The organism is Streptomyces sp. NPDC002104 (assembly GCF_053593795.1).
This window is the reverse complement of sequence record NZ_JBSFDF010000002.1, coordinates 270,631-286,497: the sequence shown is the minus strand read 5'-3', so window position 1 is coordinate 286,497 and position 15,867 is coordinate 270,631. Positions and strand designations below refer to the sequence as shown.

The following is a 15,867-nucleotide window of genomic DNA, read 5'->3' as shown; positions in this document are numbered from 1 at the left end:
CAGGATCAAACTCTCCATGAATGTTTACCCGTAATCGGGTGCACACGCACTTAGAGCGGGACAGTCATGTCGGAATAAGACCGACCGTCCACTGCGTCCTCGCTGTGTAATCGCCTGCAAGTGACACAGCCGAAGCCGTGACCTCACAGGTCTTTTTTCAAAGGAACCTCATCCACCGAAATGGACGGGGTATCAACTTTTTGGCGTTGATTTTTGGCACGCTGTTGAGTTCTCAAGGAACGGACGCTTCCTTTGTACTCACCCTCTCGGGCTTTCCTCCGGGCGTTTCCTTCGTTCTTGTGTCTCCGACTCTATCAGACTCTTTCGGGCCTGACTCCCAGTCAGCGGGGTTTGCCTTTGGGGCTGTTGGGCCCTTCCGACTCCCCAAACTCTAGTGGATTTCCCCGGCGATTCATAATCGACCTTCGGGAATGAATTCGGGCATGCCGAATGCGTCCCCAGTGGGAAGTCGTGCTGAGTTGGGTGCCGCAACGAGGCGGCGGGATTTGCTGTCTCCGAAACCTTTCGGCTCAGGGACAACTCGAAGAACCTTACGGATCCGCGGGGCCCGTGTCAACCCGGGGGGCTGCGACGGGCCGCTAGGCGGTCAGTGCGGGGACTGGAGGTCCTCTACGCGGTCCAGGAGGCGGGTGAGCATGTCGCCCAGTACGCCCCGCTCCGCCGTGGAGAGGTCCTGGAGGAGGTCCTCCTCGAAGACCGTCGCCGCGCGCATCGCGTCCAGCCACTTGCTGCGGCCTTCCGCGGTGAGCTCCACGATCACGCGGACGCGGTTGTTCTCGTCGCGCTCGCGCGTGACCAGTCCTTCCGCCGTCATGCGGTCGATCCGGTGGGTCATCGCCGCCGGCGTCAGGCCCAGCTGCTTCGCGAGCTCGCTCGGGCCCATCCGGTACGGGGCTCCGGAGAGGACGAGGGCCTTGAGGACCTCCCACTCCGCGTTGCTGATGCCCAGGGCCGCCGTCTGGCGGCCGTACGCGACGTTCATCCGGCGGTTCAGGCGGCTGAGGGCCGATACGACCTTCTCGACCTGGGGGTCGAGGTCCTGGAACTCGCGCTGATAGACGGCGATCTGTTCGTCGAGGCTCGGTTCGTGGACGGGCGCAGTGCCGTCGGGGGTGTCACCCATGGTTCGAAGTATGGCACGGGGCCGTTGGCGTCTAACTCCTTCGGTGTGTAGTGTTAAGGATCGAACTTTAGGTATGAAGTCTTCAAGCTTCAGCAATCAAGGTGGTGAGAAGTGACCAAGGTGATGGGCGCTGCGATGCGGAGGATCCAGGCCGGGAACGCGTTGACCGCGTTCGGTATCGGCTTCACGGTTCCGTTCCTCTACGTCTACGCGGCGAAGGTGCGCGAACTGGACCCCATGTGGGCGACGGGTGCCTTCATGGCCTTCGCCCTCGGTGCGCTTCTCGCGCTGCCCTTCACCGGGCGGGTGATCGACCGGCGCGGTCCGGTCCCCGTCGTCATCGGTGCGGCCGTGGTCGCCTCGTTCGGTGCGCTGTCGCTGGGCCTGTCCACCGGTGTGGTCGCGATCCTGCTCTCCGCGCTCGCGCTGGGTGCCGGCCAGGCCGTCATGCAGCCCGCGCTGGCCACGATGATCGTGCGCTGTTCCACCCCCTCCACCCGGACCCGCGCCTTCGCGCTGCAGTTCTTCATGCAGAACCTCGGTCTGGGCATCGGCGGTCTGATCGGCGGACTCATCGTCGACGAGAGCCGGCCCGGCAGCTTCACCCTGCTCTTCGGCATCGAGGCCGTGATGTTCCTGGTGCTGGCCGGGGTCATCGCCACCGTGCGGATGCCGCAGGCGCCGGCCATCAGCAACGCGCTGGCCAAGGCCGCGGCTCAGTCCGGCGGCGGCTGGAAGCGGTTGATGGAGCACAAGGCGATGGTGCAGTTCTGCGTCCTCGGCTTCGTCCTGTTCTTCGCCTGTTACGGGCAGTTCGAGTCGGGTCTCGCCGCCTTCGGGACCGAGGCCGCCGGGATCTCCCCGTCGACGCTGGGCTTCGCCCTCGCCGCCAACACCGGGGCGATCGTGCTCGCCCAGTTCGTCGTGCTCCGGCTGGTCGAGAACCACCGCCGGTCCCGGGTGATCGCGCTGGTCGGCCTGCTCTGGACGGTCGCGTGGATCATCGCCGCCTTCTCCGGGCTGGGACACGGCAGCGCCGTCATGGCGGCCGCCGCGTTCGTGACGACGTACGCCCTCTTCGGTATCGGCGAGGCCATGCTGTCGCCGACGCTGGCCCCGCTGGTGGCCGATCTCGCTCCCGAGGGGTCCGTGGGCCAGTACAACTCGGCCTTCGCGCTGGTCAAGCAGATGGCCCTGGCGCTCGGGCCGCTCGGTGTGCCGCTGGCCGCCGGCGTGCCGATGCTCTACATCGGGGTCTTCGTCCTGGTGTCGCTCGGCATCGCCGGGCTGGCGCTGCGGCTCGGCAAGCACCTGACGCCGGTGCAGGACAACCCGTCGCTGGCCCGGAGCACGGTCGTGGCCGGGTCGGGGGACCAGGCCAAGGTCTCCGAGGCCGTGGCCTCGCAGGTCCAGCAGGTTCAGCAGGTTCAGCAGGTGTAGAGGTGCGGTGCGGCTTCGAGCTGACATGGAGGAGCCCCGGTCCCAGGACCGGGGCTTCTTCGTGTCCGGCTGCTCGTCCCTAATCCCTGTCCCTGTCCTTGTCCGGGAGGGCGAACTCGCACCAGACGGCCTTGCCGCCGCCCGGGGTGCGGCGCGAGCCCCAGGCCGAGGCGATGGTGGCGACGATGGAGATGCCGCGGCCGGTCTCGTCGGCCGGCTCGGCGCGGCGGCGGCGCGGGAGGTGGTCGTCCCCGTCGGTGACTTCGATGATCAGCCGGCGGTCGGTGCGGCGCAGGCGCAGGCGCATGGGCGGGGTGCCGTGCTGGAGGGAGTTCGCGACGAGCTCGCTGGCGGCGAGGACTCCCAGGTCGCAGAGCTCCACCGGGAAGCGCCAGGAGGCCAGGACGCCCTGGGCGAAGGCGCGGGCGCGCGGGGCGGCCTCGATGCCGCCGAGGAGTTCCAGGGCCGCGTTGTGGAAGAGCTCGGCGTCCGCGCCGGTGCGGGCCGGCTGCTGGAGGACCATCACGGCGACGTCGTCGTCGTGGTCGGCGTCGACGCCGAGGGCGCGCATCAGGCGGTCGCAGATCACGGCGGGGGTGCCCTGGGCGCCGGAGAGGGCGCGTTCCAGGGCGGCGACGCCCTCGTCGATGTCCTCGCCCCGGCGCTCGACCAGGCCGTCGGTGTAGAGGACGGCGGTGGAGCCGGGGCCCAGCGCGATGGTGCCCGAGGTGTGCAGCCAGCCGCCGGTGCCGAGCGGCGGGCCGGTGGGGTCGGCCGCGCGGCGCACGGTGCCGTCCTCGTCGCGGACGAGGATCGGGAGGTGGCCGGCGGAGGCGTACGCGAGGAGGCCCTCGTTGGGGTCGTGGACGGCGTAGACGCAGGTGGCGATCTGGCTGGCGTCGATCTCGGCCGCGAGCCCGTCGAGGAGCTGGAGGACCTCGTGCGGGGGCAGGTCGAGGCGGGCGTACGCGCGGACGGCCGTGCGGAGCTGGCCCATGACGGCGGCGGCGCGGACGCCCCGGCCCATGACGTCGCCGATGACGAGGGCCGTGCGGCCGGCGCCGAGGGTGATGACGTCGTACCAGTCGCCGCCGACGGCGGCCTCGGTGCCGCCGGGCTGGTAGGTGGCGGCCACGCGCAGGTCGTCGGGCTGTTCCAGTTCCTGGGGGAGCAGCGAGCGCTGGAGGGTGACGGCGGCCTCGCGCTGGCGGCGCTCGCTGGCGCGCAGCCGTTCGACGGCCTCGGCGTGGTCGGTGACGTCGGCGAGGTGGATCAGGACGCCAGTGCCGGTCGGGGTGGGGCCGGGGCCGGGGGGTTCCGCCTCGGTGTCGGGGGCGGATCCGGTGCCCGCCTTGGGGAACTCGATCGGGGTGCACGTGACCGTGTACGAGTGGGCGCCGCCGGGTGCGGTGCGGTTCTTGGCCGTACGGGGCTTGCCGCTGCGCTGGACCTGGTCGAGGAGCGGGAGCAGGCCGAGCTCCCCGAGCTCGGGGAGGCCCAGGTGCGCGGGCGCGCCGGGGGCGCGGGCGCCGAAGCCCGCGGTGTAGGCGTCGTTGACGTAGGCGACGCGGTGCTCGGGGCCGTGCACGAGGGCGACGAGGGCCGGGAGGCGGTCGAGGACTTCGCGTACGGAGAGCTCGTCGGGGGAGGGCGCGGGGAGTCCCGTACCGTCCGCGGCGGCCGGGGCGCAGCCGGTTCCGGGGGCGGAACCGGTGCCGCGGACCGTGGGGTCGGCGGGGCAGCCGTCCGGGCCGGTCGCGGAAAGGCCGGCGGCGCCGCGGGCGGCCGGGACCGAGCCCTCGCCCCTTTTGGCCTGGGCGGCGGCGTGTTCGGACCGGGCGGCGGCGCGACGCTGCGTTCCGGGAAACCGGGCGCTCCAGCGCGTGAAGTTCACTGCTTTCAAGCCTCGTGGTGTCGCTCGTGGTCGCTGTGTCACTCGGTGGCGATCGGGTGGCACTCGGATGTCACGCTGATGTCACTCTGTGCAGGTGTGAGCCCACCTATGGTCACACGTCCAGTGTGGCCGACGGGACTGACAGCATCAGCCTTCGTTCTTCTTCGGAGGGTCCTTGGGGCCTCCGCCCGCCGCCAGTTCGAATTCTGCCCTGGGGTGTTCGAGGGATCCCAGCGAGACGATCTCACGTGTGAAGAGGCCGGAGAGCGTCCACTCGGCGAGCACGCGCGTCTTGCGGTTCAGGGTGGGGACGCGGCTGAGGTGGTAGGCGCGGTGCATGAGCCAGGCCGGGTAGCCCTTGAGCTTGCGGCCGTAGACGTGGGCGACTCCCTTGTGGAGTCCGAGGGAGGCCACGGAACCGGCGTACTTGTGGGCGTACTCGGTGAGGAGTCCGCCGCGCAGGGACGATACGAGGTTGTCGGCGAGCACCTTGGCCTGGCGGACGGCGTGCTGGGCGTTCGGGGCGCAGGCGACGCCCTTCTCCGGGGCCGTGATGTCGGGGACCGAGGCGGCGTCCCCGGCGGCCCAGGCGTGCTCGACGCCTTCGACCGTGAGGAAGGAGGTGCAGGCGAGGCGGCCCCGGTCGGTCTTGGGCAGGTCGCTGGCGGCGAGGATCGGGTGCGGTTTGACGCCGGCGGTCCACACGACGGTGCGGGTGGGGAAGCGGGCGCCGTCGCTGAGGACGGCGATCCGGTTCTCGCAGGAGTCGAGGCGGGTCTCCAGGCGCAGGTCGATGCCGCGGCGGCGCAGTTCGCGGATCGTGTACGTGCCCATCTCCGGGCCGACCTCGGGGAGGATCCGGTCGCTGGCCTCGACCAGCACCCACTTCATGTCCTCGGGCTTGATGTTGTGGTAGTAGCGGGCGGCGAAGCGGGCCATGTCCTCCAGCTCGCCGAGTGCCTCGACGCCGGCGTAGCCGCCGCCGACGAAGACGAAGGTGAGGGCGGCGTCGCGCAGGGCGGGATCGCGGGTGGAGGAGGCGATGTCCATCTGCTCGATGACGTGATTGCGCAGGCCGATGGCCTCTTCCACGGTCTTGAATCCGATGGCGTATTCGGCGAGTCCCGGAATGGGGAGGGTGCGGGAGACCGAGCCGGGGGCGAGGACCAGTTCGTCGTACTCGATCTCGACGGGGCCCCCGCCCTCCTCGTCGGTGGCGAGGGTGGTGACGGTCGCGGTCCGGTTGGCGTGGTCGATGTGCCGGGCCTCGCCGATGACGATGCGGCATTTCGGCAGCACGCGGCGCAGCGGGACCACGACGTGGCGCGGGGAAATGGAGCCGGCGGCCGCTTCGGGGAGGAAGGGCTGGTACGTCATGTACGGCTCGGGAGAGACCACCGTGACCTCGGCCTCGTCGGCTCTCAGCTTTCGCTGGAGCCGGAGCGCCGTGTACATGCCTACGTAGCCGCCGCCGACGATGAGGATCCGCGTACGGGGCGGGGTACCGGGGGCCGTGCCCCGGGAGTTAGCAGCCTTCACCGTCCCATGACGCATCGTGGCCGGGAGTTTGTCCACAGCCCCGGCAAATTGTGTGACCGGAGGGGACGGCGGGTCGAGGTTGTCAGGGGGTGCGGATGGAAGGGAAGGTGCGCAGGTCAGACGGCACGGAATGTGCGCTTCCGGGGGCTTCGAACGGAAAATTCAGGGTGAATGCTCCGATCGGGCGGTGGTCCGTCCGGGGCTGCCTCTTCTGAATTGACTCTGGCTCAACTATGTTCGTAACTCGTCGAGGAGTAGGACCAGGGCCCTCATGACCGTGGCCCCCCTCGACATGAAGGCGGGGAGTGTCTCCGGGGGGAGACAAATGATTACCGGGGGATATACATGCACATTTCCGATTTCCATGCTTCTGCCACCGCTCTGTCCTCGGCCGCTTCCGCGACCGACAGTCACGGGCGCCTGATGGCCGGCGGCGCCACCACACACGGCGTGGGTCGCTCCACGCCGCTGCGCGTCGACGCACAGCGCAATCTCGAACACGTACTCCGCGCGGCCCGCGAGGTTTTCGGCGAGCTCGGTTACGGGGCTCCGATGGAGGACGTCGCGCGCCGCGCGCGGGTCGGCGTCGGCACCGTGTACCGGCGGTTCCCCAGCAAGGACGTCCTGGTCCGGCGGATAGCCGAGGAGGAGACCTCGCGGCTGACCGAGCAGGCCCGTACGGCTCTCGGCCAGGAGGAGGAGCCGTGGCAGGCGCTGTCGCGCTTCCTGCGCACCTCCGTGGCCTCGGGTGCCGGCCGGCTGCTGCCTCCGCAGGTCCTGCGGGTCGGCGAGGACGGGGCCGATGGGGTCGACGGCGTTGGCGGCGTTGACGGGGGCGACGCTTCCGGCGAGGGCGCGCGGGTTCCGCACCAGCGTCAGGTCGTCACGGCCGGCGCCGCGCCCGATCTGCGGGTCGTCGGCACGGCGCGGGCCGGCCTGGACGACGAGCCCTCCGAGGACGCGGGCGCGGGCGAGCTGCTGGAGGTCGTCGGACGCCTGGTCGACCGGGCCCGGGAGGCCGGTGCGCTGCGCACCGATGTCACGGTGGCCGATGTCCTGCTGGTCATAGCGACGGCCGCGCCCGCGCTGCCGGACGCCGCGCAGCAGGCGGCGGCTTCCGCGCGGCTGCTCGACATCCTGCTCGAAGGGCTGCGGTCCCGGACGGCTTAGGTCGGGACGGTCGAGGTTAGGACGGTCCAGGTCGGGGCCGTCCAGGTCGGGACGGTCGAGGTCGGGACGGTCCAGGTCGGGGCCGTCCAGGTCGGGACGGTCGAGGTCAGGGCGGTCCAGGTCGGGACGGTCAGGTCGGGGCCCCCGGGACGTGTGGTTCGCGGACCGGGTGGCTCGGCGGGCACGTGGCTCGGCCGGCGGGTGGCGGTGGTAGGCGTCAACCGGTTCCCTTCCGGGGTCGCTCGCTCGAACGGGTGAGGCTCCGTACGGCGATTCGTCGGAGCTTGCCCGGACGGGTGGAAGGTGTGGAGACCGGCCTCGGCGCGCACCCGCCGTGTGCCACGCTGGATCGGTGTACCGGTTGAGTGTGTCGTGCGAGGGCCTCCGCGATGAGCGTTGACGGGCGGGAAGAGCCACACGGTGGTGCCGGCGGCGAGGTCGGTGCGGGCAGCCTGCCCGCGCGACAGGTCCCGGCGCAGCGCGAACCGGGCGGCCGGCACGCCGCCGGACCGAGCGGCGAACTCCCGCCTTCCGACGGGGACTTGATCGCCCGGATGCGCGGGGGCGACGACGGGGCCTACGAGGAACTGTTCCGCCGCCACTCCGATGCCGTGCGCCGCTATGCCCGCACCTGCTGCCGCGACGGGCACACCGCCGACGATCTGACGGCCGAGGTGTTCGCGCGGACCCTCCAGGCCGTACGGGGCGGGGCGGGTCCGGACCAGTCGGTGCGCGCCTACCTTCTGACCACCGTGCGCCGGGTCGCCGCCGCCTGGGCGAAGACGGCGAAGCGGGAGCATCTGGTCGAGGACTTCGCGCTGTTCGCGGAGCAGGCGTCCGGGTCCGGCGACGGCCCGGTCGGACTGCCCGTGCGGGCGGGGGACGACACCCTCGAACTCGGCGCCGATGTGCGGGCCATGCACGAGGCCGAGCAGACCCTCGCGATGCAGGCCTTCCGGAGCCTGCCCGAGCGGTGGCAGGCCGTGCTCTGGCACACCACCGTCGAGGAGGCCTCGCCGAGCGCGATCGCCCCGCTCTTCGGGCTGAGCGCGAACGCCACCGCGGTCCTGGCGAGCCGGGCCCGCGAGGGCCTCAAGCAGGCCTACCTCCAGGCCCATGTCAGCACCGCGCTGAGCTCCGGCGGGGACTGCGCCCGGTACGCCGACCGGCTGGGGGCGTACGCCCGCGGGGGCCTGCGGATGCGGGCCGAGCGGGGGCTGCGCAAGCACCTCGAGGAGTGCGCCCAGTGCCGGCTCGCCGCGGGTGAGCTCAAGGACGTCAACGCGGGCATTCCCGCACTGCTGCCGGTCGCCGTCATCGGGTGGTTCGCCGCCGGGTACGCGGCCAAGGTGGCGGGCGTGGTGGCCGGCGGGGCCGTCGCCGCGGGTGGTGCCGGGGCCGCCGCCGCGGCCGTGGGCGGGTCGACGGCCGGGGCCGGGGCCGGGGCGGGAGCAGGTGCGGGAGCCGGGGCCGCTGGGGCCGGCGCCGCCGGTGGGGCTGCCGGTGGAGGTGGGGCCGGGGCCGGTGGGGCCGGGGGAGCCGCGGTTTCGGAGGGGCTGGGGCTGCCCGCCAAGGCGGCCATCGCCGCCGGGGTCGTGGTGGCCGCGGCCGCCGGGGTGGTGTTCGCGCTGGCCGGTGACGACACCGCTCCGGCCGTGCGGGCGAACCCGGCGCCGGGCGTGGCCGTGCCGGTGCCGCGCAGTCCGGCCCCCGCCGCTCCGCAGCCCGGCCCGTCGCGGGCGGAGCCGCCGGTGGCGCGGGGATCCGTACCGCCTCCGGGGAAGCGGACGCCCGCGCCTCCGGTGGCCGCCGCGCCGGCGCCCTCGCGGAGCCCGGAGCGGTCCTCGCCGGCTCCGAGTCCGAGCCGTGCGCCGGCGCCCCGGCCGAAGCCGAGCCCCACGCCCAGTCCCGTACCGCCCCCCAAGCCGTCGCCGCCCAAGCCTCCGCCGCAGGCCCCCCAGGGGTTCCGGCTCTCCTCACTGGGGCAGTCCGCCTACGGGAACCACGAAGGCCCCGAGATCGAGACCTGGCGGAGCAGCTGGGTGTGGCAGCGGTGGGCGCCGGTGATCGGCGGACAGCGCTATGCGCACGGGATCACCGTCAACTCCCGTTCCTCCGTGGAGATCACCCTCAACCGGAGCTGCTCCGCCTTCACCGCACGGGCCGGCGTGGACGGCATGTCCCTGCTCACGGACGGCACGGTCCGCTTCTCCGTGTACGCGGACGGGCGGCGGCTGTGGCAGTCCAGCGCCCTGGGGTACGAGGACCCGGCGGCGAACGTGTCCGTCTCCCTCGCCGGGCACAGGACGCTGCGCCTGGTCGTGGAACGCGCGGAGGGCGGCCGCCTGCCGACGCTGGCGAGCTGGGCCGACTCCGTCATCAGCTGCCGCTGAGGACGCCGGGGGTCAGGACAGGGCCGGGCGGCGGAGGGGGACTCCGGTGGGAACGGCTCTGCGGCGGGGGGTGGAGGTGCCCGTCCAGCAGGTGCCGCGGCGGGCCAGGAGGCGGGTCAGCCACAGTTCCATCGAGACGAGTTCGGCGATGCCGTCGAGCGGGACCGGACGGCCGTCGGCGGCGTCCAGGAGGGCCTGGCGGACGACCCGGGCTTCGATCAGGCCCGCGTCCGCCAGGAGCGGGGACTCGAAGAGGGCCAGCAGGCGCGGGAGGGCCGCGCGCAGTCCCAGGCGGGTCGCCGATTCGTTCGGGGCGTGGGCCGTCGCGCCCCACCCCGCGGGGAGGTCCCGTACCCCGGCCGAGGACAGGACCCCGCGCAGGACCGCCGCCCGGGCGCCGGGCTGCACGCGCAGGGATTCGGGCAGGGCCCGGGCGGCCCGTACGACCTGGTTGTCCAGGAACGGGGCGTGCAGGCGCTGGCTGCGGACCTCCACGGCCTGCTCGAAGACCCGGTGGTCGGCGGCGTGCCGGGCCAGGACGGCGCGGGCCCGGGCCTCCCCGGGGCGCAGGGAGAAGGGAGGGCGGCCCGCGGCGGCGCTGAGCCGGATCGACACCTCGGCCAGTGCCTCGCCCGTCAGCCAGGCCGCCGCCGGGCCCGGCCGGGACCAGGTCAGGGCGGCGAGCGAGGCGTCCACGGGGGAGCAGGGACCCGCGGGCGGGACCCCGTCGCGCAGGCGGGCCGCCGCCGCCTCCATGCCGGCGCGGTAGGGCGTACGGGCCAGGCGGCGGGCGGCCGTGTACACGGTGAGGGGGACGAGGAAGGGGACGAGGGCGGAGTCGCCCTCGGAGGGCGCCGAGCGGGCCAGGGCCAGGGTGGGGCGCAGCAGGTGGCGCCGGCGCCGGTCGAGCAGGAGGTCGGCGAGCCGGGCGGGGTGGGCGTCGAGGACCTGCCGGGCCCCGTGTCCGGTGAGGTGGTCCGCGGAGCCGGACGCGAGGCGGCGCCGCTCGCGGGCGGCGGAGACGAGGGAGGGGCCGGGTTCGTCGGTCAGGGGGCCGTCGAGGTCGGCGTACGGGAGGGCTTCCTCGGCGGCGGCCACGACCACGTGGTGCAGGCGGGGGTCGGAGGCGATCGCGTGGGCGCGTTCCAGTTCGGGCTCGCGGCCCCGGGGGGTGGCCAGGTCGTTGAAGGTGACGGCGAGGAGGCGTTCGCCGGTGCGGCCGCGCAGGGCTCCGGGCGCGCCCGGGAGGCCGGCCGCGAGCAGGGCGAGGGTCGCGGAGGCGCTTCCTCCGGAGAGGTCCGCGCCGACTCCGGGGACGGGCGCGGGGGCGCCGCGCGCGGCCCGGCGGTCCGCCGGGCCCATTCCGGGGACGGGCCCGGGGTCGTAGGGCAGCGTCTCGGGAGCATGCCGCGGAGCCGTGAGCCGGGCGCGCACCGCCTCGACCAACGCTTCCCGTACACCCTCCACCGCGAGCTCGGGGTCGGCCGTCGGGGCGGCCACCGCGAGGGAGGCCACCGGCTCGTACCCGGTGATCTCCCGCGAGCCCTCGCGCAGGATCAGCGCGTGCCCGGGCGGGATCCGGCGGACGCCGACGTACGGTGTGCCGTCGCCCAGCGCCTCCGGGCTGTCGGGGCAGGCCAGCAGGGCGGCGAGATGGCCGATGTCGAGCTGCGCCTCGATCAGGTCGGCGAGCGGGAGAGCGGCGGTGGCGTACGCGGTGCCGCTCGCCCAGGGCGTGTAGAAGACGGGCCGGGCTCCGGCCAGATCGCCGACGACCGTGATGCGGCGGCCGGCCTGGACCACGGCGGTGTAGCTGCCGGGCCACTGGGTGAGGTGGCGCAGCGCGCCGCCGCGGGCGGCGTAGAGGGCGCGGCGCAGTTCCTCGTCGGTGGCGCCGCAGCAGCCGAGGACGGCGAGGCGGGTGAAGGGGTCGGCGGGATCGGCGGTGAGGGTGCGGATCTCGTCCGGGCGCCAGTCGCCGACGGCCCACAGGGGGTCGGGATCGCCCCAGAGGAGCTGGGCTCCGACGGGGACCACGGTGCGGTCGGCGTCGGCGGCGCCCGGTTCGTCGGGGTGGCCGGCGTCGGCGAGGCCGCCGCGGACCGGGCCGTCGGCCCATCCGGTGTCGTGGGCGTTCACGGAGCCGTGGCCGTAGCCGTTCGAGGAGCCGTAGCCGTTCGAGGAGCCATAGGCATTCGCGGAGCCGTAGCCGCTCGCGTTGCCGGATCCGTGGCCCGAGCCGTATGCGCGCTGGTCGGAGCCGTGCGCGGCGCCGTGCCCCGCGACCCGTCCGGCCGTGCCGAAGCTCGCGGCGATACTGCTCCAACCCACCAACCAGCGCACCGCCGCCTCCCCAGCCCGTGGGCACCTGACCGGGATGCGAACCGCGCGGCCGGCGCTCTGGGCGCGGGCCGGAGGGACCCCGGGTGGCTCGGGGTCCATGCTGCCACGAGACAGGCGTGCGGGAGTGGGTAAGGGGGGCGCACGTATAAACGAACACGCCCCGGCCATGCGGTATTTGGCGTTCCGTTCCGACCGCCCCATAGGTCGGTTTCGGCCATTCTTCGGCCGTACTGAGAGCCCTGCGCGCGCCCCGCACGCGCAGGGCGCGAGCACAGCACGGGCCCTGCGCGGAGCCCCGCGCGCGGTCCCGCGGGTCCGCCGCACGGCCCGTACGGCGGAGCGCGGTCCGGGGGGCGGCATCCGCCCCCCGGACCGTTCCGCCACCCGCGGGGATTGAGGCAGCGGCATCCCCCGGCCCGCCCGGTCCGCGCGGCGGGCCGACCCACGCACCGCACATCGAATCGCCGGGCCCCCGCGGCGGCCAGAGCGCACGGCCGGGCGCACGGCCACACGGGTGGAGCACGCGCTGACACGTGCGCCCCGGCCCCGGGCCCCGGCCCGACTGTGCATACGGACAACAATCCCGCCATACGGAACAGGAGGCCTTAACGCTTGGGAGGCGGGGAACTACGCTGGGTTTACGAAATGCCGGGCGCCTATGCCCCGGCTGCGTTGGCGTTGTATGCGTTCCGCGTGTGACGAGGGGTGGCGCATGTCCAGGGAGCTCCGCGAGCCCAATGAGAAGCTCGGCGCCGTCCTCGCCCTCGCGGGCATCAGCAACGCAGGGCTGGCCCGGCGGGTCAACGACCTCGGCGCGCAGCGCGGTCTGACCCTCCGCTACGACAAGACCTCGGTGGCCCGGTGGGTGTCGAAGGGCATGGTGCCGCAGGGCGCCGCCCCGCACCTGATCGCGGCGGCCATCGGCGCGAAGCTCGGCCGGCCCGTGCCGCTGCACGAGATCGGGCTCGCGGACGCGGATCCGGCGCCCGAGGTGGGGCTGGCCTTCCCGCGCGACGTCGGTGCCGCCGTGCGCTCGGCCACGGACCTCTACCGGCTCGACCTCGCCGGCCGTCGCGGGGGTGGCGGGATCTGGCAGTCGCTCGCCGGCTCCTTCTCCGTGTCGGCCTACGCGACACCGGCCTCGCGGTGGCTGATATCTCCCGCCGACAGCTCGGTGGCGCGCGAACCGGTGGCACGCGAAGCGGTCCCGGGCGCGGCCCCGCCGGAGGGCCTTCCGGCGCCGCCCGGCGCCCGTGTCGGGGGTGTGCCCGCCCAGCCTTCGCGCGAAACGCCACCGGCCGCGCGCGAGACGCCGACGCAATCGCCGCCCGCTCCGGCCGCGCCCACACCGGCCGCACCCGCTCCGGCCGCCCCCGACCCCGCGGGCCCGCAGCGCGTGGGCCACAGCGATGTGACCAAGCTGCGCGAGGCCGCCGAGGACGCCCGCCGCTGGGACTCCAAGTACGGCGGCGGCGACTGGCGTTCCTCGATGGTGCCCGAGTGCCTGCGGGTGGACGCCGCGCCGCTGCTGCTGGGCTCCTACACCGACGAAGTGGGCCGCGCGCTGTTCGGCGCCACCGCCGAACTGACCCGGCTGGCCGGCTGGATGGCCTTCGACACCGGGCAGCAGGAAGCCGCCCAGCGGTACTACATCCAGGCGCTGCGCCTGGCCCGCGCCGCGGCCGACGTACCGCTCGGCGGGTACGTGCTGGCGTCGATGTCCCTGCAGGCCACCTACCGGGACTTCCCGGACGAGGGCGTGGACCTCGCGCAGGCCGCCGTCGAACGCAACCGGGGCCTGGCCACCGCACGCACGATGAGCTTCTTCCGCCTCGTCGAGGCCCGGGCGCACGCGAAGGCCGGCGATTCGGCGGCCGCCGGGGCCGCCCTGCGGGCCTCCGAGGGCTGGCTGGAACGGGCCCGGGACGGCGACGCCGACCCGACCTGGCTGGGCTTCTACTCGTACGACCGCTTCGCCGCGGACGCGGCCGAGTGCTACCGCGACCTCAAACTCCCGCGTCAGGTACGGCGTTTCACGGAACAGGCACTGTCCCGGCCGACGGAGGAGTACGTACGATCACACGGGCTGCGGCTCGTCGTGAGCGCGGTGGCCGAGCTGGAGTCCGGGAACCTCGACGCGGCGTGCGCGGCGGGAACCCGGGCAGTCGAGGTCGCGGGGCGGATCTCGTCGGCCCGGACGACCGAGTACGTACGGGACCTCCTGCACCGGCTGGAACCGTACGGGCACGAACCGCGCGTCGCCGAACTGCGCGAGCGGGCCAGGCCTCTGCTGGTAACCCCGGCATAGGCCCCGCGTGGCCCCGCTGTCAGTGGCGGGGTGCACTATGCAGGGGTGGGAGGTGTCAGTGTGGGCGGCGGCGTGGGCGGCATGAGCGGGCTGGGCAGGCTGGACTGCGATGTGCTGGTGATCGGCGGCGGCATCGTCGGCTTGTCGACGGCGCACGCCCTCGCGGGGCTCGCTCCGGGGACCCGGGTGGTCGTCCTGGAGAAGGAGGACGGCCCCGCGCGGCACCAGACGGGCCGCAACAGCGGTGTGATCCACAGCGGGATCTACTACAAGCCGGGCTCCCTCAAGGCGCGCTTCGCGGTGCGCGGTGCGGCCGAGATGGTCAAGTTCTGCGCGGAGCACGGCATCCCGCACGAGGTGACGGGCAAGCTCATCGTCGCCACCGGGCGGGACGAGCTGCCGCGGCTGCACGCGCTCGTCCAGCGGGGCCGGGAGAACGGCATCCCGGTGCGGGAGCTGGGGCCGACGCAGATCGCGGAGTACGAGCCCGAAGTGCGCGGGCTCGCGGCGATCCACGTCGGGACCACGGGGATCGTGGACTACGGGCGGGTCGCGCAGCAGCTCGCGGAGGCCTCCGGGGCGGAGATCGTCTACGGCGGGACCGTCGATCTGATCTCGCGGCGGGCGTCGGGCGTGGCGGTGCGGACCAGCAGTGGCGTGGTCGTGCGCGCCCGGGTGCTGGTGAACTGCGCCGGGCTGCAGTGCGACCGGATCGCGCGGCTGGCCGGCGACGACCCGGGGATGCGGATCCTGCCCTTCCGGGGCGAGTACTACGACCTGGCCCGGCCCGAGCTGGTGCGCGGGCTGGTCTATCCGGTGCCGGACCCGGCGTTCCCCTTCCTCGGCGTCCACCTGACCCGGGGCATCGGCGGCGGCGTCCACGTCGGGCCGAACGCCGTGCCGGCGCTGGCGCGCGAGGGGTACGGCTGGGGCGTGGTCCGTCCCCGGGACCTCGCGGACGAGCTGGCCTGGCCGGGATCCTGGCGGATGGCCGCCCGGCACTGGCGGTACGGAGCCGGTGAGGTGCGGCGGTCGCTGTCGAAGACGGCGTTCGTCGAGGCGGTACGGAGACTGCTGCCGGCGGTGCGCGCGGAGGATCTGGTGCCCGCCGCGGCGGGGGTGCGGGCGCAGGCCGTGCTGCGGGACGGGGCGCTGGTGGACGACTTCCTGATCCGGGAGGGGGAGCGGACGGTGCACGTGCTGAATGCGCCGTCGCCTGCGGCCACCGCTTCGCTGCCCATCGGGCGGGAGATCGCCGGGCGGGCGCTCAAGTCTCTGCGCAGCGCGTAGCCCTGCGGGGCTTTGGCCCTGGCCTTGGCCCTGGCCGGCCGGGGCCTTGAGCACCGCTGCGCGGGGGCGTGGCTGCGGGTGTGCCGCTGCGCGGGGCGGAGTTCCCCTACCCGCCCTTCCACCGTTCCCCGGGCTCTGCCCGGACCCCGGTCCTCAAACGCCGGACGGGCTGAAAGCGGCATACCGGGCTACGCCCCGGACCCCCCTGGGGCTTCGCCCCGGACCCGGGCCTCACACGCCGGCGGGCTGGAGGGGTACCGGGCTGCGCCCCGACCCCCTGGGGCTCCGCCCCGGACCCGCGCCTCACACGCCGGCAGGGCCGGACGGGTGCCGGGCTTCGCCCCGG

The 15,867-nt window shown here is 73.8% G+C and carries 10 protein-coding genes; 5 read left to right on the top strand and 5 right to left on the bottom strand.

The annotated features are described in order from the left end of the window. Positions 1-607: 607 nt before the first annotated feature. The gene (locus tag ACWCP2_RS03635) at positions 608-1,144 is read right to left on the bottom strand and encodes a MarR family winged helix-turn-helix transcriptional regulator (protein ID WP_243341117.1); all 537 of its coding nucleotides are present in this window, start codon (positions 1,142-1,144) and stop codon (positions 608-610) included. 111 nt (positions 1,145-1,255) lie between these two features. On the opposite strand from ACWCP2_RS03635, the gene ACWCP2_RS03630 reads away from it, so the two are divergent. Beyond that, positions 1,256-2,584, top strand: coding sequence for an MFS transporter (locus tag ACWCP2_RS03630; protein WP_450906921.1), 1,329 nt, complete (start codon positions 1,256-1,258; stop codon positions 2,582-2,584). A 79-nt stretch (positions 2,585-2,663) separates the two neighbouring features. On the opposite strand, the gene ACWCP2_RS03625 is transcribed toward ACWCP2_RS03630, so the two are convergent. Beyond that, the gene (locus tag ACWCP2_RS03625) at positions 2,664-4,478 is read right to left on the bottom strand and encodes an ATP-binding SpoIIE family protein phosphatase (protein ID WP_450906920.1); all 1,815 of its coding nucleotides are present in this window, start codon (positions 4,476-4,478) and stop codon (positions 2,664-2,666) included. Between the two features lie 147 nt (positions 4,479-4,625). Continuing rightward, entirely contained in the window at positions 4,626-6,032 is a 1,407-nt protein-coding gene (locus ACWCP2_RS03620) for an NAD(P)/FAD-dependent oxidoreductase (RefSeq protein WP_450906919.1), read from the bottom strand. A 330-nt stretch (positions 6,033-6,362) separates the two neighbouring features. On the opposite strand from ACWCP2_RS03620, the gene ACWCP2_RS03615 reads away from it, so the two are divergent. Continuing rightward, a complete protein-coding gene (locus ACWCP2_RS03615; protein WP_450906918.1) occupies positions 6,363-7,187 on the top strand; it encodes a TetR/AcrR family transcriptional regulator in 825 nt (274 codons plus the stop codon). On the opposite strand, the gene ACWCP2_RS03610 is transcribed toward ACWCP2_RS03615, so the two are convergent. After that, positions 7,184-7,408, bottom strand: a complete 225-nt coding sequence (locus ACWCP2_RS03610) for a hypothetical protein (RefSeq protein ID WP_450906917.1) — start codon at positions 7,406-7,408, stop codon at positions 7,184-7,186. The two genes, ACWCP2_RS03615 and ACWCP2_RS03610, sit on opposite strands and share 4 nt — an antisense overlap. 168 nt (positions 7,409-7,576) lie before the next feature. On the opposite strand from ACWCP2_RS03610, the gene ACWCP2_RS03605 reads away from it, so the two are divergent. After that, complete coding sequence (locus ACWCP2_RS03605; protein WP_450906916.1) at positions 7,577-9,580, top strand: sigma-70 family RNA polymerase sigma factor; 2,004 nt, start codon at positions 7,577-7,579, stop codon at positions 9,578-9,580. Positions 9,581-9,592: 12 nt separating this feature from the next. Here ACWCP2_RS03605 and ACWCP2_RS03600 read toward each other — a convergent pair whose 3' ends face one another. Then, positions 9,593-11,923: an asparagine synthase-related protein gene (locus ACWCP2_RS03600; RefSeq protein WP_450906915.1), complete on the bottom strand. Its 2,331-nt coding sequence runs from the start codon at positions 11,921-11,923 to the stop codon at positions 9,593-9,595. A 712-nt stretch (positions 11,924-12,635) separates the two neighbouring features. On the opposite strand from ACWCP2_RS03600, the gene ACWCP2_RS03595 reads away from it, so the two are divergent. Both ACWCP2_RS03595 and lhgO read left to right on the top strand, forming a co-directional pair. After that, positions 12,636-14,231, top strand: coding sequence for a sporulation protein (locus ACWCP2_RS03595; protein WP_450906914.1), 1,596 nt, complete (start codon positions 12,636-12,638; stop codon positions 14,229-14,231). Positions 14,232-14,312: 81 nt separating this feature from the next. Then, positions 14,313-15,521: an L-2-hydroxyglutarate oxidase gene (gene lhgO / locus ACWCP2_RS03590; RefSeq protein ID WP_450906938.1), complete on the top strand. Its 1,209-nt coding sequence runs from the start codon at positions 14,313-14,315 to the stop codon at positions 15,519-15,521. The last annotated feature ends 346 nt before the right edge of the window (positions 15,522-15,867 follow it).